This window comes from Pseudonocardia phyllosphaerae, from assembly GCF_046546475.1.
In the GTDB taxonomy this organism is placed as follows: domain Bacteria; phylum Actinomycetota; class Actinomycetes; order Mycobacteriales; family Pseudonocardiaceae; genus Pseudonocardia; species Pseudonocardia phyllosphaerae.
In genome coordinates this window covers 892,068-915,946 of record NZ_JBKGXS010000001.1, presented here as the reverse complement: position 1 = coordinate 915,946, position 23,879 = coordinate 892,068, and the positions used below count along the sequence as shown (strand labels likewise).

General features: G+C 73.8%; 26 protein-coding genes. 12 read left to right on the top strand and 14 right to left on the bottom strand.

Annotated features, from left to right (window positions below; translation table 11 throughout):
* Positions 1-157: 157 nt before the first annotated feature.
* Positions 158-1,330 (bottom strand): NAD(P)-dependent malic enzyme, encoded by a 1,173-nt coding sequence (locus ACLE50_RS04380; RefSeq protein WP_410942026.1) that lies wholly within the window; start codon positions 1,328-1,330, stop codon positions 158-160.
* A 332-nt stretch (positions 1,331-1,662) separates the two neighbouring features.
* Complete coding sequence (locus ACLE50_RS04375) at positions 1,663-2,631, bottom strand: trypsin-like peptidase domain-containing protein (RefSeq protein WP_410942025.1); 969 nt, start codon at positions 2,629-2,631, stop codon at positions 1,663-1,665.
* Positions 2,632-2,803: 172 nt separating this feature from the next.
* On the opposite strand from ACLE50_RS04375, the gene ACLE50_RS04370 reads away from it, so the two are divergent.
* Positions 2,804-3,460 carry a histidine phosphatase family protein gene (locus ACLE50_RS04370; protein WP_410942024.1) on the top strand — a complete coding sequence of 219 codons (657 nt, stop codon included), beginning with the start codon at positions 2,804-2,806 and terminating at the stop codon, positions 3,458-3,460.
* 4 nt (positions 3,461-3,464) lie between these two features.
* Complete coding sequence (locus ACLE50_RS04365; protein WP_410942023.1) at positions 3,465-4,037, top strand: GNAT family N-acetyltransferase; 573 nt, start codon at positions 3,465-3,467, stop codon at positions 4,035-4,037.
* Here ACLE50_RS04365 and ACLE50_RS04360 read toward each other — a convergent pair.
* A complete protein-coding gene (locus ACLE50_RS04360; RefSeq protein ID WP_410942022.1) occupies positions 3,922-4,410 on the bottom strand; it encodes a hypothetical protein in 489 nt (162 codons plus the stop codon). The two genes, ACLE50_RS04365 and ACLE50_RS04360, sit on opposite strands and share 116 nt — an antisense overlap.
* 38 nt (positions 4,411-4,448) lie before the next feature.
* Between ACLE50_RS04360 and ACLE50_RS04355 the strand changes: the two genes are divergently transcribed.
* Both ACLE50_RS04355 and ACLE50_RS04350 read left to right on the top strand, forming a co-directional pair.
* Positions 4,449-5,399: a diacylglycerol/lipid kinase family protein gene (locus ACLE50_RS04355; protein ID WP_410942021.1), complete on the top strand. Its 951-nt coding sequence runs from the start codon at positions 4,449-4,451 to the stop codon at positions 5,397-5,399.
* Positions 5,400-5,828: 429 nt separating this feature from the next.
* On the top strand, positions 5,829-6,080 hold the full coding sequence (locus ACLE50_RS04350) for a WhiB family transcriptional regulator (protein WP_093340802.1): 252 nt from the start codon (positions 5,829-5,831) through the stop codon (positions 6,078-6,080).
* Positions 6,081-6,377: 297 nt separating this feature from the next.
* Here the strand turns inward: ACLE50_RS04350 and ACLE50_RS04345 are convergent, their stop codons facing one another.
* Positions 6,378-7,889, bottom strand: a complete 1,512-nt coding sequence (locus tag ACLE50_RS04345) for a sensor histidine kinase (RefSeq protein WP_410942020.1) — start codon at positions 7,887-7,889, stop codon at positions 6,378-6,380.
* 95 nt (positions 7,890-7,984) lie between these two features.
* Between ACLE50_RS04345 and ACLE50_RS04340 the strand changes: the two genes are divergently transcribed.
* Positions 7,985-8,059 carry a 50S ribosomal protein bL37 gene (locus ACLE50_RS04340; RefSeq protein ID WP_370589081.1) on the top strand — a complete coding sequence of 25 codons (75 nt, stop codon included), beginning with the start codon at positions 7,985-7,987 and terminating at the stop codon, positions 8,057-8,059.
* A gap of 105 nt (positions 8,060-8,164) precedes the next feature.
* Here ACLE50_RS04340 and rsrA read toward each other — a convergent pair whose 3' ends face one another.
* Both rsrA and ACLE50_RS04330 read right to left on the bottom strand, forming a co-directional pair.
* Positions 8,165-8,509 (bottom strand): mycothiol system anti-sigma-R factor, encoded by a 345-nt coding sequence (gene rsrA / locus ACLE50_RS04335; protein ID WP_410942271.1) that lies wholly within the window; start codon positions 8,507-8,509, stop codon positions 8,165-8,167.
* A gap of 32 nt (positions 8,510-8,541) precedes the next feature.
* Positions 8,542-9,216, bottom strand: coding sequence for a sigma-70 family RNA polymerase sigma factor (locus tag ACLE50_RS04330; protein ID WP_410942270.1), 675 nt, complete (start codon positions 9,214-9,216; stop codon positions 8,542-8,544).
* 324 nt (positions 9,217-9,540) lie between these two features.
* Here ACLE50_RS04330 and ybaK point away from each other — a divergent pair, with 324 nt between their 5' ends.
* A complete protein-coding gene (ybaK, locus tag ACLE50_RS04325) occupies positions 9,541-10,014 on the top strand; it encodes a Cys-tRNA(Pro) deacylase (protein WP_410942269.1) in 474 nt (157 codons plus the stop codon).
* 467 nt (positions 10,015-10,481) lie between these two features.
* Positions 10,482-12,170 carry an HNH endonuclease gene (locus ACLE50_RS04320; RefSeq protein ID WP_410942019.1) on the top strand — a complete coding sequence of 563 codons (1,689 nt, stop codon included), beginning with the start codon at positions 10,482-10,484 and terminating at the stop codon, positions 12,168-12,170.
* Between the two features lie 187 nt (positions 12,171-12,357).
* On the opposite strand, the gene ACLE50_RS04315 is transcribed toward ACLE50_RS04320, so the two are convergent.
* Together ACLE50_RS04315 and ACLE50_RS04310 are read right to left on the bottom strand one after the other, a co-directional pair.
* Positions 12,358-13,047 (bottom strand): alpha/beta hydrolase family protein, encoded by a 690-nt coding sequence (locus ACLE50_RS04315; RefSeq protein ID WP_410942018.1) that lies wholly within the window; start codon positions 13,045-13,047, stop codon positions 12,358-12,360.
* A gap of 86 nt (positions 13,048-13,133) precedes the next feature.
* Entirely contained in the window at positions 13,134-13,952 is an 819-nt protein-coding gene (locus ACLE50_RS04310) for an SOS response-associated peptidase (protein WP_410942017.1), read from the bottom strand.
* Positions 13,953-13,987: 35 nt separating this feature from the next.
* Here ACLE50_RS04310 and aroA point away from each other — a divergent pair, with 35 nt between their 5' ends.
* Positions 13,988-15,307, top strand: coding sequence for a 3-phosphoshikimate 1-carboxyvinyltransferase (gene aroA / locus ACLE50_RS04305; RefSeq protein WP_410942016.1), 1,320 nt, complete (start codon positions 13,988-13,990; stop codon positions 15,305-15,307).
* 3 nt (positions 15,308-15,310) lie between these two features.
* Complete coding sequence (rsgA, locus tag ACLE50_RS04300) at positions 15,311-16,336, top strand: ribosome small subunit-dependent GTPase A (protein ID WP_410942015.1); 1,026 nt, start codon at positions 15,311-15,313, stop codon at positions 16,334-16,336.
* 90 nt (positions 16,337-16,426) lie between these two features.
* On the opposite strand, the gene ACLE50_RS04295 is transcribed toward rsgA, so the two are convergent.
* Both ACLE50_RS04295 and ACLE50_RS04290 read right to left on the bottom strand, forming a co-directional pair.
* Positions 16,427-16,963: a DUF6912 family protein gene (locus tag ACLE50_RS04295; protein WP_410942014.1), complete on the bottom strand. Its 537-nt coding sequence runs from the start codon at positions 16,961-16,963 to the stop codon at positions 16,427-16,429.
* A gap of 3 nt (positions 16,964-16,966) precedes the next feature.
* Positions 16,967-18,415 (bottom strand): WS/DGAT/MGAT family O-acyltransferase, encoded by a 1,449-nt coding sequence (locus tag ACLE50_RS04290; protein ID WP_410942013.1) that lies wholly within the window; start codon positions 18,413-18,415, stop codon positions 16,967-16,969.
* On the opposite strand from ACLE50_RS04290, the gene ACLE50_RS04285 reads away from it, so the two are divergent.
* Both ACLE50_RS04285 and ACLE50_RS04280 read left to right on the top strand, forming a co-directional pair.
* Positions 18,414-19,241, top strand: a complete 828-nt coding sequence (locus ACLE50_RS04285) for a TrmH family RNA methyltransferase (protein ID WP_410942012.1) — start codon at positions 18,414-18,416, stop codon at positions 19,239-19,241. The two genes, ACLE50_RS04290 and ACLE50_RS04285, sit on opposite strands and share 2 nt — an antisense overlap.
* Before the next feature lie 196 nt (positions 19,242-19,437).
* Positions 19,438-19,701, top strand: coding sequence for an antitoxin (locus ACLE50_RS04280; RefSeq protein WP_410942011.1), 264 nt, complete (start codon positions 19,438-19,440; stop codon positions 19,699-19,701).
* A 168-nt stretch (positions 19,702-19,869) separates the two neighbouring features.
* On the opposite strand, the gene ACLE50_RS04275 is transcribed toward ACLE50_RS04280, so the two are convergent.
* From ACLE50_RS04275 to ACLE50_RS04260, 4 genes are all read right to left on the bottom strand, one after another.
* Positions 19,870-20,274, bottom strand: a complete 405-nt coding sequence (locus tag ACLE50_RS04275; protein ID WP_410942010.1) for an HAD-IA family hydrolase — start codon at positions 20,272-20,274, stop codon at positions 19,870-19,872.
* Between the two features lie 50 nt (positions 20,275-20,324).
* Positions 20,325-21,173: an ABC transporter permease gene (locus tag ACLE50_RS04270; RefSeq protein WP_410942009.1), complete on the bottom strand. Its 849-nt coding sequence runs from the start codon at positions 21,171-21,173 to the stop codon at positions 20,325-20,327.
* Positions 21,170-22,150 carry an ABC transporter ATP-binding protein gene (locus ACLE50_RS04265; RefSeq protein WP_410942008.1) on the bottom strand — a complete coding sequence of 327 codons (981 nt, stop codon included), beginning with the start codon at positions 22,148-22,150 and terminating at the stop codon, positions 21,170-21,172. Before ACLE50_RS04265 ends, ACLE50_RS04270 begins: the two co-directional genes overlap by 4 nt.
* 67 nt (positions 22,151-22,217) lie before the next feature.
* Entirely contained in the window at positions 22,218-22,823 is a 606-nt protein-coding gene (locus ACLE50_RS04260) for a MarR family transcriptional regulator (protein WP_410942007.1), read from the bottom strand.
* Positions 22,824-23,256: 433 nt separating this feature from the next.
* On the opposite strand from ACLE50_RS04260, the gene ACLE50_RS04255 reads away from it, so the two are divergent.
* A complete protein-coding gene (locus tag ACLE50_RS04255) occupies positions 23,257-23,871 on the top strand; it encodes an Rv3235 family protein (protein WP_410942006.1) in 615 nt (204 codons plus the stop codon).
* The last annotated feature ends 8 nt before the right edge of the window (positions 23,872-23,879 follow it).

Sequence of the window (23,879 nt, the reverse complement as noted above, 5' to 3'; positions counted from 1 at the left end):
TTGGTGGGCCGAGCGGTGCCCGCACGGACGACCGAGCGTGCCCGACCGCTCACAGCGCGATGATCACGCTCGGCGCAGAGGTTGCGTGTGCACGCACCGTGATCGCGTGCCCGGCGCTCCATACGCGAGCGGCCCGGGATCGACGTACGACCGCGCGCTACGCCTGCGCGGCCCGCGCGACGGCCGCGGCCACCGCCGGGGCGACCCGCGGGTCGAACGGGCCGGGGACGATCCGGTCCGGCGCCAGCTCGTCGGCGACGACGTCGACGATCGCCTCGGCGGCGGCCAGCTTCATCCGGTCGGTGATCCGGCGGGCGTGCGCGTCGAGCGCCCCGCGGAAGATCCCGGGGAAGGCCAGCACGTTGTTGATCTGGTTCGGGAAGTCGCTGCGGCCGGTCGCGACGATCGCCGCGTGCCGGCGCGCGACGTCCGGGTGGACCTCGGGGTCCGGGTTGGACAGGGCGAAGACGATCGCGTCGTCGTTCATGGTCTCCAGCAGCTCCTCGGGGAGCTTCGCGCTGGAGAGCCCGACGAAGACGTCGGCGCCGTCGAGGGCCTCGGCGACGCCGCCGGTGACCCCGCGCGGGTTGGTGACCGCGGCCAGCTCGGCCTTGACCCCGCCCCGGCCGTCGTCGACGACACCACGCGAGTCGAGCAGCACGACGTCGGTCGCGCCGGCGGCCAGCAGGATCCGGGTGCAGGCCACCCCGGCCGCACCGGCACCGGAGATGACGATCCGCAGCGAGTCCAGCGGGCGACCCTGGACCGCGGCCGCCCCGCGCAGCGCGGCGAGCAGGACGATCGCGGTGCCGTGCTGGTCGTCGTGCATGACCGGGCAGTCCAGCGCCTCGATCAGCCGGTCCTCGAGCTCGAAGCAGCGCGGGGCCGCGACGTCCTCGAGGTTGACCGCGCCGAACGTCGGACGCAGCCGGACCAGGGTCTCGACGATCTCGTCGACGTCGGTGGTGTCGAGCACCAGCGGGATCGAGTCCAGCCCGGCGAAGGACTTGAACAGCGCCGACTTGCCCTCCATGACCGGCAGCGCGGCGCGCGGGCCGATGTCACCGAGCCCGAGCACCGCGGTCCCGTCGCTGACCACGGCGACCATCCGGTGCGCCCAGGTGTAGCGCGCGGCGAGCGCCGCGTCGGCGGCGATCGCGCGGCTGACCTCGGCCACCCCCGGGGTGTAGGCGATCGCCAGGTCACGGGCGTCGGCCAGTGGGGCCGTCAGCCCGGTGGACAGCTTGCCGCCCTCGTGCGCCGAGAACACCTCGTCGTGGCCGGGAGCGGTCGTCGGGGCGGTCCGGGCACGGTCCTGGGCGAGCGTCATGGAAAAACTCCTACGGCAGGAAGAGGAAGAGGCGCCCGGCTCGGGCGCCTGCCGCTGCACCGGGGCCGCGGGTTGTCGTCGGCCGGACTCGGTGCCGGACGGCCATCCGCTGCGACGGGGCACGGATGCGGCCCCCGCGACGGTCTCGGCTGTCGGGTACTCGCCGACGATCATAACGGCTCGGGCGCCACCGCTGCCGCGACGTGCCAGTGGGTCTGCGCACAGAACGCCCGTACTGGACTGCCGCACCGGAGCCCGCGCCGTTGCCCGCACACACGACGGCGGGCCGCCCCGGAGATCGGGACGGCCCGCCGTGCGCAGGAGGAGCGGGCTCAGCCGAGCGGCAGCGGCTGCAGCTCCGGCAGCGGCGTCTGCGGCAGCTCCGACCCGCTGGGCAGCTTGGTCAGCTTGGCGTTGCCCGGGGTGAAGGGCTTGTTGCCCGGAACCAGGGAGACCTTGCCGATCTTGCCGTTGGCCGCGGCGTAGTCCAGGGCCTTCGACAGGTCGGTGACGCCGTTGGAGCTGGTCGGCGCCATCAGGCTGGACAGCACCCCGAAGGCCTTGCCGTCGGCGTCGAGGAAGCCGGAACCCGAGTCACCGGGGATGCCGGGCGGAGTCGTCTGCACGACGTGGGTGCGCGGGCCGTCCGGCTGGCCGAGGCTGACGCCCTGCTTGTTCGGCGTCGGCGCGGTCTGGTTCGGCTGGTAGCTGTAGACCTTCTCGCCGTCCTTGGTGCCGTCGGTGTCCAGCGCCGTCGGGCCACCGAAGTTCGGGACGGTCGGGTCGACGGCCTTCTCGGCCTCCGGGCTCAGCTCGATGAGCGAGAGGTCGTTGAAGGTGCACAGGTCGCGGGCCTTCTCGCCCTTGTCCTGCATGACCTTCCACGAGTTGTACGCGACGGTGCCGGTGTAGGTCTTGCCGTCCCGCCCGGCGATGTCGACCCGGACGCCCTCGGGCATGACGGGCTCCTTGCAGCCGTCGACGCCCTGCGAGGAGTTCTCGCCCGCCATGCAGTGCGCGGCCGCACCCAGGTAGGTCTTGCCGTTGCCGGAGAACACGAAGTTCGCGGTGCACAGCTCGGCGCCGCCCTGCTGCGGGGTGGAGATCTGCGAGCCGGGCCCGATCGCGCCGGGGCCGGCCGGGGCCCCGGGCGCCGCGGACGCGACGACGGGAGCGGTGAGGGCGGCGGCGACGGCGAGGCCGACCGCGGTCCCGGCGCCTGCCAGGCGGCGGCCGGTGCGGCCCGTCGTCAGGCGGGCCACGAGGCGCCCGGAGGCGCGGGGGGAGCTGGACTGGGACATGTGTCTCCTCGGGGAGCTGAGGCAGCGGACGACCTGGGTAGAGCCGACCCGTTGCCCGGACAACGGCGCCGGGCCACAGAAGTGACGCCTCGCTCGGGTGAGCGGCGGCGCCGTAGGGGGAGCGTCCTCCGTGGACAGGCGATCCGGGCCCGATCACGCTAGCGTCGCGATCATGGCGGCAGAACCACCTGACCAGCCGAACGCCAATCCTGCCGGGCGGAGCAACGACGCTGAGCCTCCCGGCCGCATCTTCCTGCTCAGGCACGGGGAGACGGAGTGGTCGGCCACCGGCCGCCACACCGGGGCGACCGACATCGGCCTGACCGACGCCGGCCGGCGCGCCGCCGCCCGCGCCCGGGCCGGGCTGGCCGCGCTGCGCGGTACGGAGCCCCCGGCACACGTGCTGTCGAGCCCGCGCACCCGCGCGCGCGACACCGCGGCCGGCGCCGGGCTCACCGTCGACCGGGTCGACGGGCGCCTCGCCGAGTGGGACTACGGCGCCCACGAGGGCCTGACCACGCCGCAGATCCGGGAGACGCTGCCCGGGTGGACGGTCTGGGACGGGCCGTGGCCCGGCGGCGAGACCCCCGACGACGTCGGTGCCCGCGCCGACGCCGTGCTCACCGAGGCCCGCCGCCTGATCGGCGACGGCGACGTCGTCCTGGTCGGGCACGGCCACTTCTCGCGGGTGCTGACCGTCCGCTGGATCGGCCTGCCGCCCGCCGCGGGCGTGCACGTGAAGCTGGACCCGGCCGGGGTGACCGTGCTGGGGTTCGAGCGGGGCGTCCCGCGCCTCGACCACGTGAACTGCCCGCCGCCCCAGGAGTGACCCGTTGAGCAGCACCGTCCGCCCGGCCGGGCCCGCGGACGTCGCCGCCATGGTCGGGCTGGTGTACGACCTGGCCGAGTACGAGCACGCGCTCGACGAGTGCCGGCTCACCGGGGCCCAGCTGCACACCGCGCTGTTCGGAAGCGACCCGAGCGCCCGGGCGCACGTGGCCACCGCGGACGGCCACGTGGTCGGACTGGCGATCTGGTTCCGCACGTTCTCCACCTGGGAGGGCGTCGCCGGGATCCACCTCGAGGACCTCTACGTCTCCCCCGCGCACCGCGGCGCCGGACACGGCCTGGCCCTGCTGGCCGCACTCGCCGAGGAGTGCTCCCGGCACGGGTACGCCCGGCTGGAGTGGAACGTCCTGGACTGGAACGAGCCCGCGATCGGCTTCTACCGCTCGATCGGTGCCGGTCCCAACGAGGGCTGGACGACGTTCCGGCTGACCGGCGAGCCGCTCAGTGCTCTCGCGAACCGGGCTCCCGCGAACCGGGCTCCCGCTGACCGGGCTCCCGACGGCCGCGGCGACCCGGGTACTCGTCCCCCATCGACCACTGCCGGGACTGCTCGCTGATCAGCAGCAGGAACGTCGCCAGCACCACCAGCCCGACGACGATCCCCCACACCAGCTGGTGCGACGGCCCCAGCAGGCTGTAGACCACGCCGAACAGCAGCAGCTCGATCACGATCGCCGGGCTCCGGCAGCCGTGCACCCCGCGGACCAGCCCGTACCCGACGCCGGCGACGGCCGCGGCGAGCAGCAGGAACATCCCGGCCTCGGCGAGGCCGTAGTACAGCCGCGGGCCGCCGTCGCCCACCGCGCGCACCGCCAGCACCACCGCCACAACGGCGGCGACGACCCCCTGCAGCGCCACGAGCGCACCGGCGATCCGCACGTTGTGCGGCGCCGGCACCCGGCCGGTCGTCTCCTCCACGGGCTCACCCACGAGGACCGAGGATAGGACCGGCGCCTACCCTCGGCGCCGTGCGCGCTCTCCTCGTGGTCAACCCGCAGGCCACGTCGACCACCGCCGCAGGGCGGGACGTGCTGACCAAGGCGCTGGCCAGCGAGCTGAAGCTGGACGTGCTGCAGACCCGCTACCGCGGGCACGCCGCGGAGGGCACCGCCGCGGCCGTCGCCGACGGCGTCGAGCTGGTCGTCGCGCTCGGCGGGGACGGCACGGTCAACGAGGTCGTCAACGGCCTGCTCGCCGCGCAGACCGGTGCCGGGCACGGCCCGCCCCGCCCGGACGCCGAGGCCACCGCGATGCTCGCCGTCGTCCCCGGCGGCTCGGCGAACGTGTTCGCCCGCGCCCTGGGCATGCCGCGCGACCCGGTGGAGGCGACCGGGCAGCTGCTCACCGCGCTCACCGCCCGCCGGCAGCGCCGCGTCGGCCTCGGCCACGCCGACGACCGCTGGTTCACCTTCAACGCGGGGATCGGCTGGGACGCCGACGTCGTCGCCGCCGTCGAGCGGGCCCGCGCCGACGGGCACGAGGCCAGCCCCAGCCGGTACGCGATGACCGCGATCGCGCAGTACGTCTCCCAGCTGCGCCGGCCGCCGTCGATGACCGTCGAGCTGCCCGACGCGGCCCCGCTGCACGACGTGCGGCTGGCGTTCGTCTCCAACACCGACCCGTGGACCTACCTGTCCGGGCGTGCGGTGCGGACCAACCCGCGCTCGTCGTTCGGCGGGGGGCTGGGCCTGTTCGCACTCACCGGGCTCGGCCCGCGGGTCATCGCGAGCGTGCTGCGCCAGATCCTGTCCCCCGACGGCGACCCGCACGGGCGGAACATCGTGCGCCACGACGCCGTTCCCCGGGTACGGATCAGCAGCGACCGGCCGCTGGCCCTGCAGCTCGACGGCGACCACCTGGGCGAGAGAACCGAGGTGGAGTTCCTCTCCGTGCCCGGTGCGTTACGCGTCGTCGTGTGAGACGGACGGTTCGCCGCAGTTCCGAGGCGGGACTCACACGCCGGGGTGAGCAACCACGCCATTCACCGATGTGAGCGGACCGTCGGTCCCGTTGGGGCTTACACCAGGCCAAACCGGTGATCCAAGGTGGTCCCTACGCAAGCGAGGGAACGCCGGGCACCGCCGCCCGGAGTGTTCGGTGCGACAAAGTTTCGAGTAGCCGAAACGGCGTCGTGCGGGGACACTGGTTGCTTGGGACCGGCCGAGGACCCCTGTGGTTCTCAGGATTCCGGTCCGTCGTGCGTGGCCTATGAGGCCCCTCACGCATCCAGCAGGCAGTAACCCATTGAGCATCGCCGGAGCTCGTGAAAGTATTCACAAGCTCCGTAACACGGACGAAACATGACGATCGGCGCGACCCCGATCGCGCAGCACGAGGAGTAAGCAACCATGGACTGGCGTCACGACGCGATCTGCCGCGACGAGGACCCGGAGCTGTTCTTCCCGGTCGGCACCAGCGGCCCCGCCCTGATGCAGATCGCCGAGGCCAAGAGCGTATGCCGGCGCTGCCCCGTCACCGAGTCCTGCCTCCAGTGGGCACTGGAGTCCGGCCAGGACGCCGGTGTGTGGGGCGGCATGAGCGAGGACGAGCGTCGCGCCCTGAAGCGCCGCGGCTCGCGTCCGCGCGCCCGCACCGCCTGAGTCGTTCGTACTCGGCAACTCCGGGCCGCCTGCGCGGCTCCACTTCGATAGCTCCCCGACCTCGGGCCCGTAGCCGGACGCCACCGGCCACGGGCCCGAGGTGTGTCCGGGGTGATCTGCCACCCCGGCGATGACCGTCTCCGACGGTGTCGGCGCGACCACGGCACCGGGATCGACGGTCACGCTCAGAGCGTATCCCCTGCCGTTCATCGACCTTCCCGTGCCCCGGGTCACCGAGGGTCACCGTTCGTCCTGGTGTGCACCACGGTCAGCCACCATTCGCCGCCGACCAGCGGTTCAGCCGCCGCTGAGCGGCACCGAGATGAGCGCGACGGTCCCGCCGGTCTCCCGGTCGGTCACCGAGATGGTCGCCTCCAGCTCCGAGGTCAGCAGGGTCCGCACGATCTGCAGGCCCAGCCCCTTGGACTTCTCGAAGTCGAACTCCGGCGGCATGCCGTGCCCGTCGTCGGCGACCGAGACCTCGAGGCGCTTGGCCGACCGGTTCGGGCTGACCACGACCTCCCCCGCGACGCCGGGGTCGTAGGCGTGGGCGAGAGCGTTGTGCACGAGCTCGGCCAGGACCAGCACCAGCGGGGTCGCCTTCTCCGCAGGCAGCGACCCGAACCCGGTCTCGACCCGGACCCGGGCCTTCGCCTCGGTGGTGGCGCCGTCGCGGATCGCGGGCAGCACCTTGGGCAGCAGCTCGTCGAGCGCGACGTTCTCGGCCACGGAGTACGCCAGCGCCTCGTGCACCAGAGCGATCGAGGTGACCCGGCGGACGGCCTCCTCCAGCGCCCGGCTGGTCTCGGGGTACTCGCTGCGGCGGCCCTGCAGGCGCAGCAGCGCCGCGACCGTCTGCAGGTTGTTCTTGACCCGGTGATGGATCTCCCGGATCGTCGCGTCCTTGCTGAGCAGGGCGGCGTCGCGGCGGCGCAGGTCGGTGACGTCGCGGACCAGCACCAGCGCGCCTGCGGCGTCCCCGCGCGGGCGCAGCGGCAGCGCCCTGACCAGCATCGTCGCCCGGCGGCCCTTGACCTCCATCCGGCTCGACGGCGTGCCCTCCAGCGCGTCGGCGATCCGGACGGCGACCTCCTTGGCGTCGAACGGGTCGAGCACCAGTGCCTTGGTGACGGTCGTGAGGTCGGCGCCGGCGACGTCGCTGGCGTGGCCCATGCGGTGGTAGGCCGACAGCGCGTTCGGGCTGGCGTAGGCGACGTTGCCGTGCACGTCGAGCCGGACGAGCCCGTCCCCGGCCCGCGGGCTGCCCTCGGCCGAGCCGGGCGGGCCGGACTGCGGCGGGAACGTGCCGTCGACGATCATCTGGCACAGGTCCGACGCGCTGCCCAGGTAGGCGATCTCCAGCGGCGACGGCACCCGCGGCGTCGAGAGGTTGGTGTCGCGGGAGAGCACCGCGACGGTGCGGCCGCGGTAGCGCACCGGGATCGTCTCCCGGCGGACCGGGACCTCCAGGTGCCAGCGCGGGTCGTCGTCGCGGCAGATGCGGCCCTCCTGGACCGCCCGGCGCAGCTGCCCGACCTCGACGGTCGCGGCGCGGCGGCCGACGACGTCGTCCGGGTGCGCGGTGGGCGCGGTGGTCGGGCGGGCCTGGGCGACGCAGAGGAACTGCGCGGTCGACGCGCGGCCGCTGTCCCCGCTCGCGTGGAGATCGTCGAGCGGCACCCAGAGCAGGAAGTCCGCGAACGACATGTCGGCCAGCAGCTGCCACTCCCCGACCACTCGCTGGAGGTGGTCGGCGGTGTCGCCGTCCATGGTCGTGTGTTCGGCGAGCAGCTCGCTGAGCGTGGTCACGGTCGCCCATCCCACCACATGCGAGAATCGACGGACACGAGCTCCCGCGGGTTCCCCGCGGAACGTCCCCGACCAGCAGGAGAGGAGGGCCGATCATGTCGAAGCGTGCCCGCAAGCGTCGCGACCGTGCGAAGAACAAGGCGAACCACGGCAAGAAGCCGAACACCTGAGTCGCCTGACCCGGTCGTCCGGGACACGAGAACGGGCGGGGACCGCAGCTGCGGTCCCCGCCCGTTCCTCGTGTGTAGGTCGTCGCGTGCTGCGTGAGCCGGTGCTCAGCGCTCGTAGTGGCGCACCTCGGTGCGCTCGTGCGCGACGGAGACGGTCGTGCCGTCCGGCCCGGACTCCACGGTCACCTGGGCCTGCTCCAGCACCGCGGAGCGGATCTGCGAACGCAGCCGGTCGCGCAGCGACTCCGGCGCCGCCTCGCCGCCGCACTTGCGGGCGAGCAGGGCCTTGAGCTTCTCGTCGATGCCGTACTCGGACAGGCACGGTGCGCACTCGTCGAGATGCTGCTGCAGGACGCGGCGACGGTCCGGGTCGCACTCGCGGTCCAGGAACAGCCAGACCTCGGCGAGTACCTCCCGGCAACCGGCCCGGTCGGCCCGCTGCTCGATCATCGGGTTCTGCTCGAGCGGAGCGTCGTCGGCGCTCACGATGCCGTCACCTCCTGGTCGGCGGCCTTCTCGGCGCCGTCGGTGCCATCGGCGCCACCGCGGGAGAACCCACGGTCGCGCGCCACGTCGGTGAGCGTGTCGCGCAGCTGGCGGCGGCCGCGGTGGAGCCGCGACATCACGGTGCCGATCGGCGTCCCCATGATCTCGGCGATCTCCTTGTAGGCGAAGCCCTCGACGTCGGCGAGGTACACGGCCATCCGGAAGTCCTCGGGCAGCGCCTGCAGCGCCTCCTTGACGTCGCTGTCGGGCAGCGCGTCCATGGCCTCCACCTCGGCGGAGCGCAGCCCGGTGGAGCTGTGCTCACCGGCCTGGGCCAGCTGGTAGTCCGTGATCTCGTCGGTGGGCGACTGCACGGGCTGGCGCTGACGCTTGCGGTAGCCGTTGATGTAGGTGTTCGTGAGGATCCGGTACAGCCACGCCTTGAGGTTCGTGCCGCGGCGGAACGTGCCGAACGCCGAGTAGGCCTTCAGGAACGTCTCCTGCACGAGGTCCTCGGCGTCCGCCGGGTTGCGCGTCATCCGCAGGGCGGCGCCGTAGAGCTGGTCGAGCAGCGGCATCGCGTCCCGCTCGAAGCGGGCGGTGCGCTCCTCGACGCTCTCGTCCTCGGGCGCGCGGTTGCCCTCCTCGTCGGCGGGGCCTGCCTCGAGCACCTCGGCGTCCGGCTGTGCGGCGCCGTCCGGCTGCGCGGCCTGATCCGGCTCCGGCTGTTCCGGCTGGTCCGACAAGGGTCCCCTCTCCAGTGACGACGGCCGCGCGCCGATGCGGCTCACCGGCGCGGCGGACCCGTCGGAGGGTACCGGGCGCCGCCGCACGCGGCCCGATCCGGACACCCGGGGGGCCTCCACCACTGCTGTGCTCACGTCCCCGCCAACGACGTGGGGCCGCCCGGCATTCCCGGGTACGTCCGCGCCGTGGGCGGGCAGGTCCGCGCCGTAGGCGGGCAGGTCCGTGCCATGGCCGGGTACGTTCGCGCCATGGCGGGCAAGGGAACTCCGGCGACGGCGCTGCTGACGAAGCGGAAGGTCGAGCACCGGCTGCACACCTACACCCACTCCGACGGCGCCGGCTACGGCGAGGAGGCCGCCGAGCTGATGGGCCAGGACCCGCAGCGGGTGTTCAAGACACTCGTCGCGCTGGTCGACGGGACGATGACCGTCGGGATCGTGCCGGTGTCCGCGCAGCTGGACCTCAAGGCGCTCGCCGCGGCCGCGGGCGGGAAGAAGGCCGTCATGGCCGAGGTGTCCGACGCCGAACGCGCCACCGGCTACGTCGCGGGCGGGATCTCGCCGCTGGGGCAGCGCAAGCGCCTGCCGACGGTGCTCGACGCGTCGGCCCGGGAGTTCCCGACGATCTACTGCTCGGGTGGGCGGCGGGGGCTGGAGATCGAGCTGGCGCCGGCGGATCTGGAGGCGCTGACCGGTGCGACGGTGGCTCCGATCGCGGGGTAGCCGGGCCGCTGCCACGCCCATGATCACCGTTCTGCCGGTCTTCGGTGCCACATCCGGCACCGATCCCCGGCAAACCGACGATCATCGGGTGGGGGCGGTGCGATTCCGCCCGCCGAGCACGAGCGGGCGCCGGGGTTCCAGCCCTGGGCCACGACGACAATGCCGCTTATCCGCCAGGACCGCGTTGCCGCTCGCGGGCCACGACGAGATGCCGCTTACGCGCCACGACAGCATCGCCGCTCCCGCGCCACGACGGCATGCCGCTCGCGGTCACGACGACATGCCCCGCTTGCGTGCCACGACGACGTGCCGCTCACGCACCACAACGGCCTTGCTGCGTCGTAGATCCGCTCGCGACATGCGGCCCCGGCATCCCGCACCTGCCCCGCCCACCGGTCGGATCTCTGCGCCCAACGGCAGCAACTTTTACTAGCGAAGTAACTGCTTGCTCCGGTAAAATCGAACATGTGGTCGACACAACGGTCGAAGAGGCACTCGCCGCGCAGATGCTGCCCGGCGGGACCCTCGCCGCGCTGTGCGAAGCCACCGCCGCCGCACCCGAGGATCTCTCCGACCGTGAACTGCTGAAGACCGTCGAAGCCGCGGTGCAGCTGGAACGCTGGGCCGGCGCGGTCCGCACCCGCCTGCTCGGCGCCCTGGTCGAACGACACCCACCGGGCAGCACCGCCCCGGTCCCCGACGCCACCGGGAAGACTCCGGTGCCGGTGGCCCGCTGGCTCCCGTCGCAGGTCGCGATCGCCACCCATCTGACCGAGGACCAGGCCCGCGGCGAACTCGGCATGGCCGAACGCCTCTACCGCGTACTGCCCGAAACTCTCGCCGAGTGGGAGGCGGGCCGGATCGGGGAACGCGCCGCCGAGGCCATCGCCGAGTCCACCCAGGTCCTCGACGACGACGCCGCCCGCGCGGTGCAGGCCGCGATCCTGCCCGGCGCCTCCACGATCACCCAGACCCGGCTCCGGGCGCGGCTGCGCACGGCGATCCACCGGGCCGACCCCGACGGCGCCGCTCGCCGTCATCAGCGGGCGTTCGACGACCGCGAAGTGACGATCAGCCGCACCGACAACGGCATGGGCTCACTGTGGCTGTCCGGCTCCGCCGCGCAGACCGAAGCGTCCTGGAACTCCCTGGACCGCCTCGCCCGCTCACTGGGCAGCGAGGACCCGCGGACGTTGGCGCAGCGGCGCTGCGATCTGGCCCACGAACTGCTGCAGGGCACGGTGACGATCACCGACCTGACCTCGGTGATGACCGCGGTGAGCACTGTGGTCAACAGCCGTCCCGCGGCCGGCACCGCGACGAGCGCCGGCACCGCGCCGGCCACCGAGGCAACAACCGGCACGGAGACCACCGCAGCGACCGGTACCCAGGCCGGTACAGCGACCAACGCAACAACCGGCGCAGCGCTCGATGACGGGACGACCGGTATGGACGCCGAGGTCATCGCCACCGCCGTCGCCGAAGTCCTCGCGTGTAAGCCCGACCCCAACGCCACGATCGGCCGCAAACCGCTGATCCAGGTCGTCGTCAGCCTCGACACCCTGCTCGGCGGTAACCGACCCGGGGAGATCACCGGCCACGGCCCCATCCCCGCCACCACCGCCCGCGCCCTGGCCGCCGGTGGTGACTGGAAACGGCTGGTCACCGACCCCGCCACCGGACAGCTGCTCGACTACGGACGCAACACCTACCGGCCACCGGCGAACCTGCACGACCACGTCCACGGCCGCGACGGCACCTGTCGTGGTCCGAACTGCGAACGCCGGATCCGCGATCTCGATCATCACCAGGACTGGGGCAAGGACGGCCACACCGTCGACGACAACCTGTTCGGGCTCTGCCAACGGCATCACAAGCTCAAAGACGTCACCGGCTGGCACGCACTGGTGCGCCCCGACGGTGGACTGACCTGGATCAGCCCCGACGGGTACCAGTCGACCACGTACCCGAAGGACTACCGCGTCTTCACCGAGGACACCGTGGTCACCGAAGGCGTCGCAGACCGGCGAGTGATCAACCCCGACACCGAGCTGCCGACGTCGGCGCGCTCGACGCTCGACCGGCCCGCAGGCGGAGCACAGCCGGCGATCCCGGAGCCCCGGAATGGAGCCGACGATGATCCAGCACCGTTCTGAGGCACTGCGCCCGTGCCGAGGCCGTGCGGCGATCCGAGTCGCGGCCACCACCCGGATCATGACCAGGACGGGTGTCGGGGATGTGTCGCGACATCACTGTCACGACGCTCCTCGCTGTCCCAGGCGCCGTCGACATCGACGCTCTCTGAGCGCGCGTCCCGCTCCTCAGCAGGTGATCACGGTGCTGCTACAGCCCGGCCAGCCACTTCCCCACCGCGGCGGTCAGCTCGGCGCGGTCCTTCTTCAGGCCGTGGTCGCCGTCGATCAGGACGACCTCGCGACCGGGTGCCGCCTCGGGGACGCCGAACCGGTCGCTGCGGCCCTGCACGACCAGCACCGGCACGTCGACGCCGGCCAGCTCCGGCTCCCGGGTCTTCTCCGGCTTCCCCGGTGGGACCAGCGGGAACGCCAGGCACAGGACCCCGGAGGCGCCGGTGACCGCGGCCGTCCGGCAGGCGACCCGGGCGCCGGAGCTCCGCCCGCCGACGACGAGTGACCGGGTGCCGTCGTGCAGCGCGGCGCAGACCGCGGTCCAGGCCTCGTCGAGGTGCCCGGCAGGGGCGGGCGCACGTCGTCCGGCGACGCGGTAGGGCTGCTCGACCAGACCGACGTCGTAGCCGGCGTCGAGCGCGGCCCCGGTCGCGGCGACCAGATCCGGTGCGGTGACGCCACCTCCGGCACCGTGGCCGAGCAGCAGTAGACCACGCGCCCCCTCCGAGCCGATGTCGGCACCGGCCGCACCGCCGGGCCCGCTGCCGGCAGGCCGACCGTCGCTCCGGCTCCCGGCCGGGTGCAGGGTGACCCGCGCCGGGCCGCGCGGCGTGTCGATCTCGCGGACCTCGGGGTCCCCGGCTCCGGCCGGCCCGAACTCCGTCACCCCGGACTCGGAACTCCCGATTCCGGGCTCCCCGCCTACCGGCGCCTCAGCTCCGGGCGCCCCGGTCTCCCCGGTCGCCGGGTCGCTCACGACAGCAGGTCCAACTGGATCGGCTCCTGTACCTGGTCGTCGGGGATGCGGTCCAGCAGCTCGGGGTTGTTGTTGCGCACGCTGTTCACCATCGGCGACACCGGCCGGATCTCCAGAGTGGACACCAGCTCCGGCGACGGCGGGGTCAGCAGCCGCGACACCTCCGCCGCATCGGCGGCGGCGTCGGGGTCCAGCCAGTCGTTCCACGCGTCCGGGGACAGCACCAGCGGCATCCGGTCGTGCACCTGGGCCAGGGCACCGACCGCCTCGGTGGTGAGCACGCACGCGGTCACCAGGCCGTCCGGATACTTCTCCGCGAGCTCGCCGTCCTTGGGCTTCCAGAACTCCCAGATCCCGGCCATGGCGAGGGTGTCGCCGTCGGCGTAGTGGGTGAAGTAGGGCTGCTTGGTCGGCTTACCGGTGCCGCCCTCGCTCTTCGGGACCGCGGCGGAGCGCTGCCACTCGTACCAGCCGTCCATCGGGAACAGGCAGCGCCGCGACGCCACCGCGCGGCGGAACGCCGGCTTCTCGGTGATCGTCTCCGAGCGGGCGTTGACCATCCGCGCTCCGGCCGAGGGATCCTTCGCCCAGAACGGCACCAGGCCCCACCGCACGGTCCGCAACGACCGTTCGGTGACGTCCGGGTCGGGAGCGCCGTCGTCGTCGCGCGGGTGCCGCTCGACGACGACGGTGATGTCCTTCGTCGGCGCCACGTTGTAGTCCGGCCGCTGCGCGCTCTCCGCGGTCGCGTCGACCGCGTGGAACTCGTCGGCCAGGTCGGCGGGGGCCTTCGTGGAGGCGTAACGGCCGCACATGCAGCCCATCCTTCCACGTGCGAGAAGATGGCGACGTGAGCATCTGGAGCGCCCCGACCCCCGACGCCCCCGTGACCGGCACCGTCTCGGTCCCCGGGTCGAAGTCGGTCACCAACCGCGCGCTGCTGCTGGCCGGGCTCTCCGGCGGCGACTGCCGCGTCGACGGCGCCCCGCCCACCCGCGACACCGTGCTGATGACCGGCGCGCTCACCGCACTCGGCACCCCCGTCACCACGACCGGGGACACCGTCGGCATCGGCGCGCACGGCGGGCTGCGCGGCGGCACCCCCGACTTCCCCGCGGAGGTGGACTGCGGGCTGGCCGGGACCGTCATGCGGTTCGTCCCACCTGCCGCGGCCACCGCGCACGGCGCCGTCCGCTTCGACGGCGACCCGCGCGCCCGTGAGCGCCCGATGGGCACCGTGCTCGGCGCACTGCGCGACCTCGGCGCCCGGCTCCGGTTCGACGGCGCCGACGACGCGCTGCCGTTCCTGCTCGACGGCGGCCCGATCCGCGGCGGCGAGGTCACCGTGGACGCGTCGGCGTCGTCGCAGTTCGTGTCCGGGCTGCTGCTGTCCGGGGCGCTGTTCGAGCGCGGGGTCGTCGTCCGGCACGACGGCAAGCCGCTGCCCTCGTTGCCGCACATCGCGATGACCGTGGCGATGCTGCGCGAGGCCGGTGTCACCGTGCACGACGACGAGCCGAACACCTGGCGGGTCGAGCCCGGCCCGATCGCGGTGCGGGACTGGACGATCGAGCCCGACCTGTCCAACGCGGCGGTGTTCCTGGCCGCGGCCGTGGTCACCGGCGGCCAGGTCACCGTGCGCGGCTGGCCGCGGACCACCACCCAGCCCGGCGTCGACGTCCTGCCGGTACTGGAGCAGTTCGGCGCCCGGATCGAGCACGGCCCGGACGGGCTCACCGTCGCCGGCCCGGACCGGATCGCCGGGGTCGATGTCGACCTGCACGACGCCGGCGAGCTCGCGCCCACCGTCGCCGCCGTCGCCGCGCTCGCCTCCGGCACGTCACGGCTGCGCGGCATCGGGCACCTGCGCGGGCACGAGACCGACCGCCTCGCCGCACTGGCCACCGAGATCACCGAGCTCGGCGGCGCCGTCACCGAGACCGAGGACGGCCTGGTCATCGAGCCGAAGCCACTCACCGGACGCGCCGACCGCCCCTGGGGCGCCTACGCCGACCACCGGATGGCCACCGCCGGGGCGATCATCGGGCTGGTCGTGCCCGGGGTGCAGGTCGACGACATCGGCTGCACCGGCAAGACCATCCCCGACTTCCCCGGCAGGTGGGACGCGCTGCTCGGACGACCGGCCGGCCTGCCGGACGGGGGCCGCTGAGCGATGCCGCGCCGGGACGCCCGCAGCTACGACGAGACCGACGTCCGGGTCCGGCCCGGGCGGCGCAGCTCACGGCCGCGCAGCAAGCGCCGTCCCGCACACGACGACGCGACCCGCGCCATGGTCACCGCCGTCGACCGCGGCCGCTGGACCTGTGCCGTCGACGGCGACCCGGAGCTGCCGCAGGTCGTCGCGATGCGGGCCCGGGAGCTGGGGCGCACCCCGATCGTCGTCGGGGACCGGGTGGACCTGGTCGGGGACCTCACCGGCGAGCCGGACACGCTCGCCCGGATCGTGCGGGTCGCCGACCGGGCGACCGTGCTGCGCCGCACCGCCGACGACACCGACCCCTACGAGCGGGTCGTCGTCGCGAACGCCGCCCGGCTCGTCGTCGTGACGGCGGTGGCGGACCCGGTGCCGCGCACCGGTTTCGTCGACCGCTGCCTGGTCGCCGCCTACGCAGGCGGGCTGCAGCCGGTGCTGTGCCTGACCAAGTCCGACCTGGCCGACCCGGAGCCGTTCGCGGCGCAGTACCGCGAGCTGGGGGTGCCGCTGGTGATCACCGGCCGGGCCGCCGACGGCGCGCCGGAGGGCCTCGACGCGCTGCGCGAGATCCTCGCCGGGGACCTGTGCGCGCTGGTCGGGCACTCCGGTGTCGGGAAGTCGACGCTGGTCAACGCGGTCGTCCCGGACGCCGAGCAGGCCACCGGCCGGGTCTCGGGCGTCGGCAAGGGCCGGCACACGACGACCGCGGCACTCGCGCTCCCGCTCGGCGACGACGGCTGGGTCGTCGACACCCCGGGCGTGCGGTCGTTCGGGCTCGCGCATCTGGGTGCCGACGACGTCGTCGTCGCGTTCGGGGATCTCGCCGAGGCCATCGAGGACTGCCCGCGCGGCTGCGGGCACCTCGGGCCGCCCGCGGACCCGGAGTGCGCGCTCGACGGCATGGTCGTCGCCGGGACCCTCGGCGAGGGCAGGCTGGTCGCGCTGCGCCGGATCCTGGTGGCGCTCAACCAGCCTGCGTACTGATCCGGGTCGAGCACGGGCGGAGAACCCGGGCCCGCCCGGCTTCGGTGCAGGCCCGGATGAGGAGCCGGGCGGTGTCCCGAACCGGCCCTGTCAGTCCTCCGAGGAGCCGGAGCCCGGCCCCAGCTCCACCAGGAACGGCAGCTCGGAGCCCTCGTACCAGGCCAGCTCGTGGTCCTCGGCCTCCCCGACGAGGAACTCGGCGTCGAGGTCGCCCAGGTCGGCCTTGTCGACGGCCGCGGCGGCCTCGCGCACCGCGTGCTCGGCCTCGGGCAGGTCCACGTGCACCGCGGCGATCACATCGACCGGCACCGGACCGGCGAGCCGGACGACACCGTCGTCGAGGTCGGGGCGCAGGGTGACCTCGGCGTCGTCGAGGTCGGCGACGACCACCACCCGCCGGGCGGGGGTGCCGTCCTCGCCGAGCCCGAACTCGACGGCGAGCAGCCGCAGCGACGCCCGCGCGGCCTCGCTCATCGCGGCGTACTCGAGCTCCTCGTCGTCATCGGTGGTGTGCACCTCGCGCAGCTTCGGCGTCAGCGCGAAGGCGGTGCCGCCGAGCGGTTCGAGCTTCTGCGACGACACCGTCTTCTGCAGCATCGGCCAGGTGGCGGGGACATAGATCCGCATGCGTCATCCCGTCTGTCGGAGCGTGTCGAGGAGTTCCTCGAGGGATTCGGTGACCGTGCCGGCGAGGACGTCGAGGTCGTGCATCGCGTCGCGGTCGCCGTTGAGGCCGTAGTACACCCCGCCGTCGTAGCTGGTCAGGCCGATCGCGACGGCCTGACCCTTCGCCAGCGGGACCACCGGGAACATCTCCAGCATCTGCGCCCCGGCGGCGTAGAGCGGGAACTGGGGGCCGGGCACGTTGGTGACCACCAGGTTGAAGAAGTGCCGCGCCATCGTGTTCGCGGTGCGCGCACCGACGGCGTGCAGGGTCGGCGGCGCGAACCCGCCGATCCGGACCAGGGTGTCGGCGCCGACGGCGTCGCCGGTGTCGGTGTGCTCGCGCATCTGGTGGGTGACCTGGTGCAGCCGCACCAGCGGGCTCGGCTCGCCCACCGGCAGGTCCACGATGAACGACGCCACCCGGTTCCCCAGCGACCCGCCGGTCGCCGAGCTGGGCACGTCGCCCTCGCCACGCACCGACAGCGGGACCAGCGCCCGCACCGTCGAGGACCCGCCGACCGGCTCACCCCGTGACATCAGCCAGCTGCGCAGCGCCCCCGCGACGACGGCGAGCACGACGTCGTTGACGTCGCAGCCGTAGAAGGCCCGCACCTTGCGGTAGTCCTCGAGATCGGTGCGCACCATGGCGAACCGGCGCTGGGTGGAGATCTCGGCGTTGAGCGGCAGCCCGGGCGCGCGACGCCCTGCGGTGGCCGCCATCGTCAGCACCTTCCCGACACCACGACCGATCTTCTCGACGGTCGCGAGCGCGTCCCCGGTGGCGGTGCGGACGTTGTCGACGATCTCGCTGGGCCGGGTCACGGCCTCGCCGAGCGCGTCGAGCACCAGCTGTCCGTCGGTCGGCTCCGGGCGCGGCATCCACAGCTCGTCCGGGACGTCGCGGGGCTCGGCGGAGACGTCGAGGATCACCTGGCCGATGTCGATGGCGGAGATGCCGTCGACCATCGCCTGGTGGGTCTTGGTCAGGATCGCGACCCGGCCGGCCTTGCCGCTGCCCGGCCCGCTCTTCGCCGGCGCGAGGCCTTCGATGAGGTACATCTCCCACAGCGGGCGGGTGTGGTCGAGCGGGCGCGACATGAGCCGCCCGACGAGGTCGGTGAGCTGCTCCTCGCTGCCCGGACGGGGCAGGGCGGAGCGCCGCACGTGATAGGTGATGTCGAACTCGGGGTCGTCCACCCACACCGGGCGGGCGAGGTTGCCCGGGACGTAGCGGACCTTCTGCCGGTAGCGCGGCACGAGCGCGATGCGCTGCTCGATCAGCTCGACCAGGCGGTCGTAGTCGAAGCCGTTGCGCGGCCGCCGGAACACGGCGAGACCGCCGACGTGCATCGGCGTTGTGGGCTCCTCCAGGTAGAGGAAGGACGCGTCGAGCGGGGAGAGCCGGGACGGCATGGCAGTGATCCTACGTGCGAGGCTGGGCCGCGTGAGCGACGCAGCGTCCCCGGCGTCCGGCGGGCCGGATTCCGGGCGGATCTCGCCGAAGGACCGGTTCATCACGGTCTACGGCCGCAAGCCCGTCCTGGAGGCCCTGTCCGACCCCGAGCTGGAGGTCGACAAGGTCGTCCTGGCCGACAACGCCCGGGGTGCGTCCGAGCGGGAGATCGTCGCGACCGCGCGGGGCCGGGGTGTTCCGGTGCAGCGGGAGAGCGCGCACCGGGTGAAGGTGCTGGCCGGTAACGGGCGCCACGACCAGGGCGTTCTCGCCGACGTCGTCGCGCCGCGGATGGCGCCCCTGCCGGTGTTCCTGTCCGACCTGGGGACGCGGCGCCCTGCCTCGGTGCTGGTGCTCGACGCCGTCACCAACCCGTCGAACGTCGGGATGATCCTGCGCAGCGCCACCGCCGCCGGGCTCGACGGCGTGCTGGTCCCCCGCCGCGGCGTGCCCGCCATCGACCCGCTGGTGATCAAGGCCTCGGCCGGGGTCGCGTTCGGCGCGCCGGTGCTGCGCAGCGCGACCGCCGCCGAGGGGATCGACGCGATGCACGGCGCCGGGTTCACCGTCCTCGGCCTCGACGCCGGCGGGGACTCGCTGCTCGACGCGACGCTCCCGCCGCGGGTCGCCCTGGTACTGGGCAACGAGACCGAGGGCCTGTCCGACGACGTCACCGCCCGGCTCGACGGAATCGTCTCGCTCCCGATGTACGGCGGTGTGGAGTCCCTGAACGTCGCCTCCGCGGGCGCCGTCGCCGCCTACGAGTTGCTCCGCCGGCGCGGCTGACGTCCACGTCGCAGGCGCGGTCACGCCCTCCGTGAGCGCGGTTTCCACTGCTGTGACCTGCCAAACCTTCCCTCGCCGATTCGTGGTGCCCGTCTGCGGCGCAGGGTGTGCCGTTCGTCGACAGTGGCCCTTCATCACCCGTTCGGGCTACGCACAGCGGGTGCGAGGTCGGAGCGAGGGGGCCACCATGGCGCCCATGGGTTTCCTGGACAAGGCCAAGGACCTGGTCGGTAAGAACGACGACAAGGTCGATCAGGGCATCAACAAGGCCGGTGAGATGGCCAAGGAGAAGTACGGCTACGGCGAGCAGATCGACAAGGCCACCGAGTACGCCCGCGAGCACACCGGCGAGGGCGACACCGCCGCGCCGCCGCCTCCGGGAGAGGCCCCGCCGCCCCCGCCCGGGGAGGCTCCGCCGCCGCCCCCCGGTCAGGCGCCGCCGCCCCCGCCGCAGCAGTGACCGCGTGCCGGTAGCACCGGCACGCGCAGCAGGACCGGCCCGGTAGACACCGGGAAGGCCGACGAGGCGCCGTCCGCGATCCGCGGGCGGCGCCTCTGCATGTTCCGCAGTGGTTGGCGCCCGGGGTGGGCGGCGCTCGGTGGACGTTCGGTCCGCAGCCGGAGCAGCTCAGCCCTCGGCAGGGACGTCCAGCAGCACCTCGAGCTCGGCGAGGGTCGACGCGGCGTCGGTGTGGTGCACGCCGACCATCCCCGCAGCGGCCGCGCCGCGCACGCACACCGCGGTGTCGTCGACCGCGACGCACTCCCCCGGTGCGACGCCCATCGCCTCGGCCACCGCCGCGAACGCCTCCGGTGACGGCTTGCGGGCACCCCGCACCGCGCCGAGCCGGACCGTCGCGAAACCGGCCGCGACCTCGTCGGGGACGACGTGGGCACCGGAGAACAGCGCCGTCGTCACCCCGGATGCGGCGGCGCGGCGGGCGTAGCCGAGCAGCTGCTCGCCGCCGCCGGGCTCGTCGAGGACGCCGCCGTAGTCGAGGATCAGGCCGCGCAGGGGCCGGGTGGTCGCCACCGCCGCGACGCTACCCACCCGCGCCGGAACCCGGCTCCGGGAGTGCCTGCTCAGTCGAGGGCGCGGCGCAGGAATCCGCGGATGCCCAGCAGCGTGAACAGCCCGATCGCGACGATCGGCGCCACGACGCACGCCCACGGCGGCATGTGCGGGACCTGCGGCACCAGTGCCGCGCGGATGCCCTCGCTGACGTAGGTGAGCGGGTTGAGCGCGGAGAGCACCTGGAACCAGGGCAGGTCGGCCAGCGTCGGCCACGGGTACTGCACGGACCCGGTGAACATGATCGGCGCGAACACCACCGCGAACAGGATGTTGATCCGCCGGGCAGGGACCGCGGTGCCCAGGAACAGCCCGACCGATGCCCCGACCAGCGCACCCAGGACCACCGCCCCGAACGCCGGGAGCAGGCCCGACACCGGCCAGTCGACGTCGACCATGAGCACGCCGATCGGCACCATCAGCAGAGCCGCGAGCAGGCCGCGCAGCGCGGCGAACACGACCTTCTCCACCGCGACCGACCACACCGGCATGGGCGCGAGCAGCCGGTCGTCGATCTCGCGGGTCCAGGACAGCTCGAACACCAGCGGCAGCGTGACCGCCTGCAGCGCACCGAACATGGCGTTCAGCGCGATCAGCCCGGGCAGCATGATCGAGCCGTAGCCCGCGGAGACGAACCCGCCGCGGCCGAGCACGACCACGAAGACCAGCAGGAAGAAGAACGGCTGGATCAGCGTCTGGGCCAGGAACGACGGCAGCTCCTTGCCGGTCACGTAGATGTCGCGGCGCAGCACCGCGAGGAACGCCTTGCCCGTCGGCGCCCGGCCTCCTGCAGGCTCCGGACGTGCCGCCGGTCCGCCCGGTGCCTCGCCCGTTGCCTGGTGGCCCACCTGGCTGCTCATCGCAGGTCCCTCCCGGTCAGCTCGATGAACACGTCCTCCAGGGTGGCCTCGCCGAGCGAGACGTCCCGGACCGTCGCGCCATGCTTCGCGGCGGCCTCCACGGCCGGGGCGAGCAGCGTGGCCGGGTCGCAGGTGACCGCGAGCCGGACCGTGACCGGAGCGTCGGGGGCCGTGGCCGGGCCTGTTGCACGGTCCTCGGCGCGGGCGACGCCGTCGAGGTCACCGAGTGCGGCGATCAGCTCGTCCGTGCCGTCCGGCCCGGGCACCGCCACCAGCTCGACGGTCGCGCCACCGGGCAGCGACCGGACCAGCGCGTCCGGGGTGTCGAGGGCGAGCAGCCTGCCGTGGTCGACGACGCCGACGCGGTCGGACAGCTTGTGCGCCTCGTCCATGTCGTGCGTGGTGAGGACGACGGTGATGCCCTCGTCGCGCAGCGCGCGGATCTGGTCGTGCACGAACAACCGTGCCTGCGGGTCGAGGCCGGTGGAGGGTTCGTCGAGGAAGAGCACCTCGGGCCGGTGCATCAGTGCGCGGGCGATCATGACGCGCTGCGCCTGGCCGCCGGACAGGTCGTCGGCGATGGCCTTCGCCTTGTCCGACAAGCCCATCCGCTCCAGCAGGGCGTCGGCGCGACGGTTGCGTTCGGCCCGCCCGACACCGTGGTACGCCGCGTGGAAGGTCAGGTTGTCCCGCACGCCCAGCGACCGGTCCAGGTTCTGCCGCTGCGGGACGACGGCGAGCTTCGCGCACACCGTGACCGGCTCGGCGCGCACGTCGAGGCCTGCGACGCGGGCGGTACCCGAGGTCGGGACGACGCGCGTGGTCAGCACGCCGACGGTGGTGGTCTTCCCGGCGCCGTTCGGGCCGAGCAGCCCGAAGACCTCGCCCTCGGCGACGGTGAACGACAGCCCGTCGACGGCGTTGGTCCTCGCCTTCGGGTACCGCTTGACCAGGTCGGCGACCTCGACCGCTGCCACCGCTCCCCCTGTCCGACCGCCTGTTCCGGCCTCCGGCCCGACTGTTCCGGCTTCCGGCCGTGCTCGGTCACACCACCGGGAACGGTCGATCCTGCTCCACCTCGGCGATCATCGCCACCAGGTAACCGCGGATCGCCGACGCGTCTGCGCCGTGAGTGCCGGGAACGTCCGGTTGGCCGGGTGTCGTGGCGTCCCATCCGGTCGGCGCGGTCGCTCTGGTCAGGGCACCGAGCCGGGTGCGGCCGCGGGCCGTGATCGTGACCCGCTGGGCCCGCCGGTCGTCCCGGTCCCGGGTGCGGACGACATCGCCGGTCGCCGCCAGGGCGTCGAGCACCGGCGTGAGCGTCGCCGGGGCGACCCCGGCACGGGCGGCGAGGTCGCGCTGGACCGGCCCGTCGTCGCCGGCGAGGTCGTCGGCGAGGACGCGCAGCACCCTCAGCCCGGTCGCCGAGATCCCGTACGCCGACGCGCGGCGGCGCCGGTCGGCGACGACCGCGGCCGCGGCGCGGAGCAGCAGTTCCTGGAGCGGGACCGTGTCTACCGGATGGGACGGGCCCGGCGCCGGTGGTTCCGGCGGGGGCTGTGGCGCCGGGAGTGGCTGTGGCGCCGGGAGGGACTGTGGCTCCGGGAGGGGCTGTGGCGGAGGCTCCGGTGGCTGCGTCGGGTCGGGCATCGGCGCAGGTTAGGACGGTGGGGAGGACGGCGGAGCGGGTCGGGGGCGAGGGTTCGCGGTCGTGAACCCTGTGCTGCCCGGGCGCATCGCCCCGGGGCCGGCCGGGCCGGGCTCGCGGCGTCCTGCCGCCGCGACATCGTTCTTCCCCGGACTGTTCGCACCTGAATCGTTCGCGCCCGGAGCGTCCGTCATCCGGATCGTTCGTCATGCGGATCGTTCGTCATCCGGATCGTTCGTCACCGAACGGTATGGCCCGAACGGAACGGTGACCGAAGCCGGTGGATCCGGGCAGAGCACCCGGTCGTGCGACGACGCTCATCCGGTGACCACCCCACCCCCGGCACCGTCCGCGGCCACCGATCCGGAACCTGCTGCGCACGCTCCGGTGGCCCGCCCAGCAGTCGCCGATCCGGAACCTGCTGCGCACGCTCCGGTGGCCCACCCCGCCGCACCCGAGGCGACCCGCCTCGGCCCCTCCACCTGGTGCACGTGCTGCGGGGGCGGGCGGCCCCGCGCGGCGACGACGATCCTGCCCGGCGGCATCCGGATCCGGCCACCGGCGCACGAGCCGCCGCCGATGCCGGTGTGGGCGCACCGCCCGGCCGGGTTCCCGGTCGCGGGGCCGCCGGTTCCCACTGCCGCACCGCCGCCCGTCGTCGACCCGACGCTGCCGGCCGACCGCGACCGGGCCCGCGAGCAGGCGGGCGCGATCACCCGGCTCGTCGTCGAGGTCCTGGCCGGGCGGCGGCAGCCGGCTCAGCTCACCGGGCTCGCACCACCGGCCGTCGTCCGGCAGCTGGCGGCGTTGCGACCGGCGGGCCGGTCCACGCGGCACGCCGGCCCGGGCGGGCGGGTGCCGCCACCGGGCTGCGGGGCGGCGCCGGAGATCCGCCGGCCGGCACGGCTGCACGTCGCGCACCCGCACCCGGACGCGGCCGAGGTCTGCACGACCACCGTCGTCGGCGGCCGCACCCGTGCCCTGGTCCTGCGGCTCGACCGGGCCGGCGCCGAGGCGAGCTGGACGATCACGCAGGTCGCCCTGCTGTGACCGGCGTG

Excerpts from the sequence above, each read along its gene's own strand:
- ACLE50_RS04375 (WP_410942025.1), bottom strand. The coding sequence starts at position 2,631 with ATGTCCCAGTCCAGCTCCCCCCGCGCCTCCGGGCGCCTCGTGGCCCGC.
- ybaK (WP_410942269.1), top strand. The coding sequence starts at position 9,541 with ATGGCGGGCAAGGGAACTCCGGCGACGGCGCTGCTGACGAAGCGGAAG.
- ACLE50_RS04295 (WP_410942014.1), bottom strand. The coding sequence starts at position 16,963 with ATGCGGATCTATGTCCCCGCCACCTGGCCGATGCTGCAGAAGACGGTG.
- ACLE50_RS04350 (WP_093340802.1), top strand. The coding sequence starts at position 5,829 with ATGGACTGGCGTCACGACGCGATCTGCCGCGACGAGGACCCGGAGCTG.
- ACLE50_RS04370 (WP_410942024.1), top strand. The coding sequence starts at position 2,804 with ATGGCGGCAGAACCACCTGACCAGCCGAACGCCAATCCTGCCGGGCGG.
- ACLE50_RS04310 (WP_410942017.1), bottom strand. The coding sequence starts at position 13,952 with ATGTGCGGCCGTTACGCCTCCACGAAGGCCCCCGCCGACCTGGCCGAC.
- rsrA (WP_410942271.1), bottom strand. The coding sequence starts at position 8,509 with ATGATCGAGCAGCGGGCCGACCGGGCCGGTTGCCGGGAGGTACTCGCC.
- ACLE50_RS04380 (WP_410942026.1), bottom strand. The coding sequence starts at position 1,330 with ATGACGCTCGCCCAGGACCGTGCCCGGACCGCCCCGACGACCGCTCCC.
- ACLE50_RS04280 (WP_410942011.1), top strand. The coding sequence starts at position 19,438 with ATGGGTTTCCTGGACAAGGCCAAGGACCTGGTCGGTAAGAACGACGAC.
- ACLE50_RS04270 (WP_410942009.1), bottom strand. The coding sequence starts at position 21,173 with ATGAGCAGCCAGGTGGGCCACCAGGCAACGGGCGAGGCACCGGGCGGA.
- ACLE50_RS04260 (WP_410942007.1), bottom strand. The coding sequence starts at position 22,823 with ATGCCCGACCCGACGCAGCCACCGGAGCCTCCGCCACAGCCCCTCCCG.
- ACLE50_RS04290 (WP_410942013.1), bottom strand. The coding sequence starts at position 18,415 with ATGCCGTCCCGGCTCTCCCCGCTCGACGCGTCCTTCCTCTACCTGGAG.
- rsgA (WP_410942015.1), top strand. The coding sequence starts at position 15,311 with ATGCCGCGCCGGGACGCCCGCAGCTACGACGAGACCGACGTCCGGGTC.
- ACLE50_RS04285 (WP_410942012.1), top strand. The coding sequence starts at position 18,414 with ATGGCAGTGATCCTACGTGCGAGGCTGGGCCGCGTGAGCGACGCAGCG.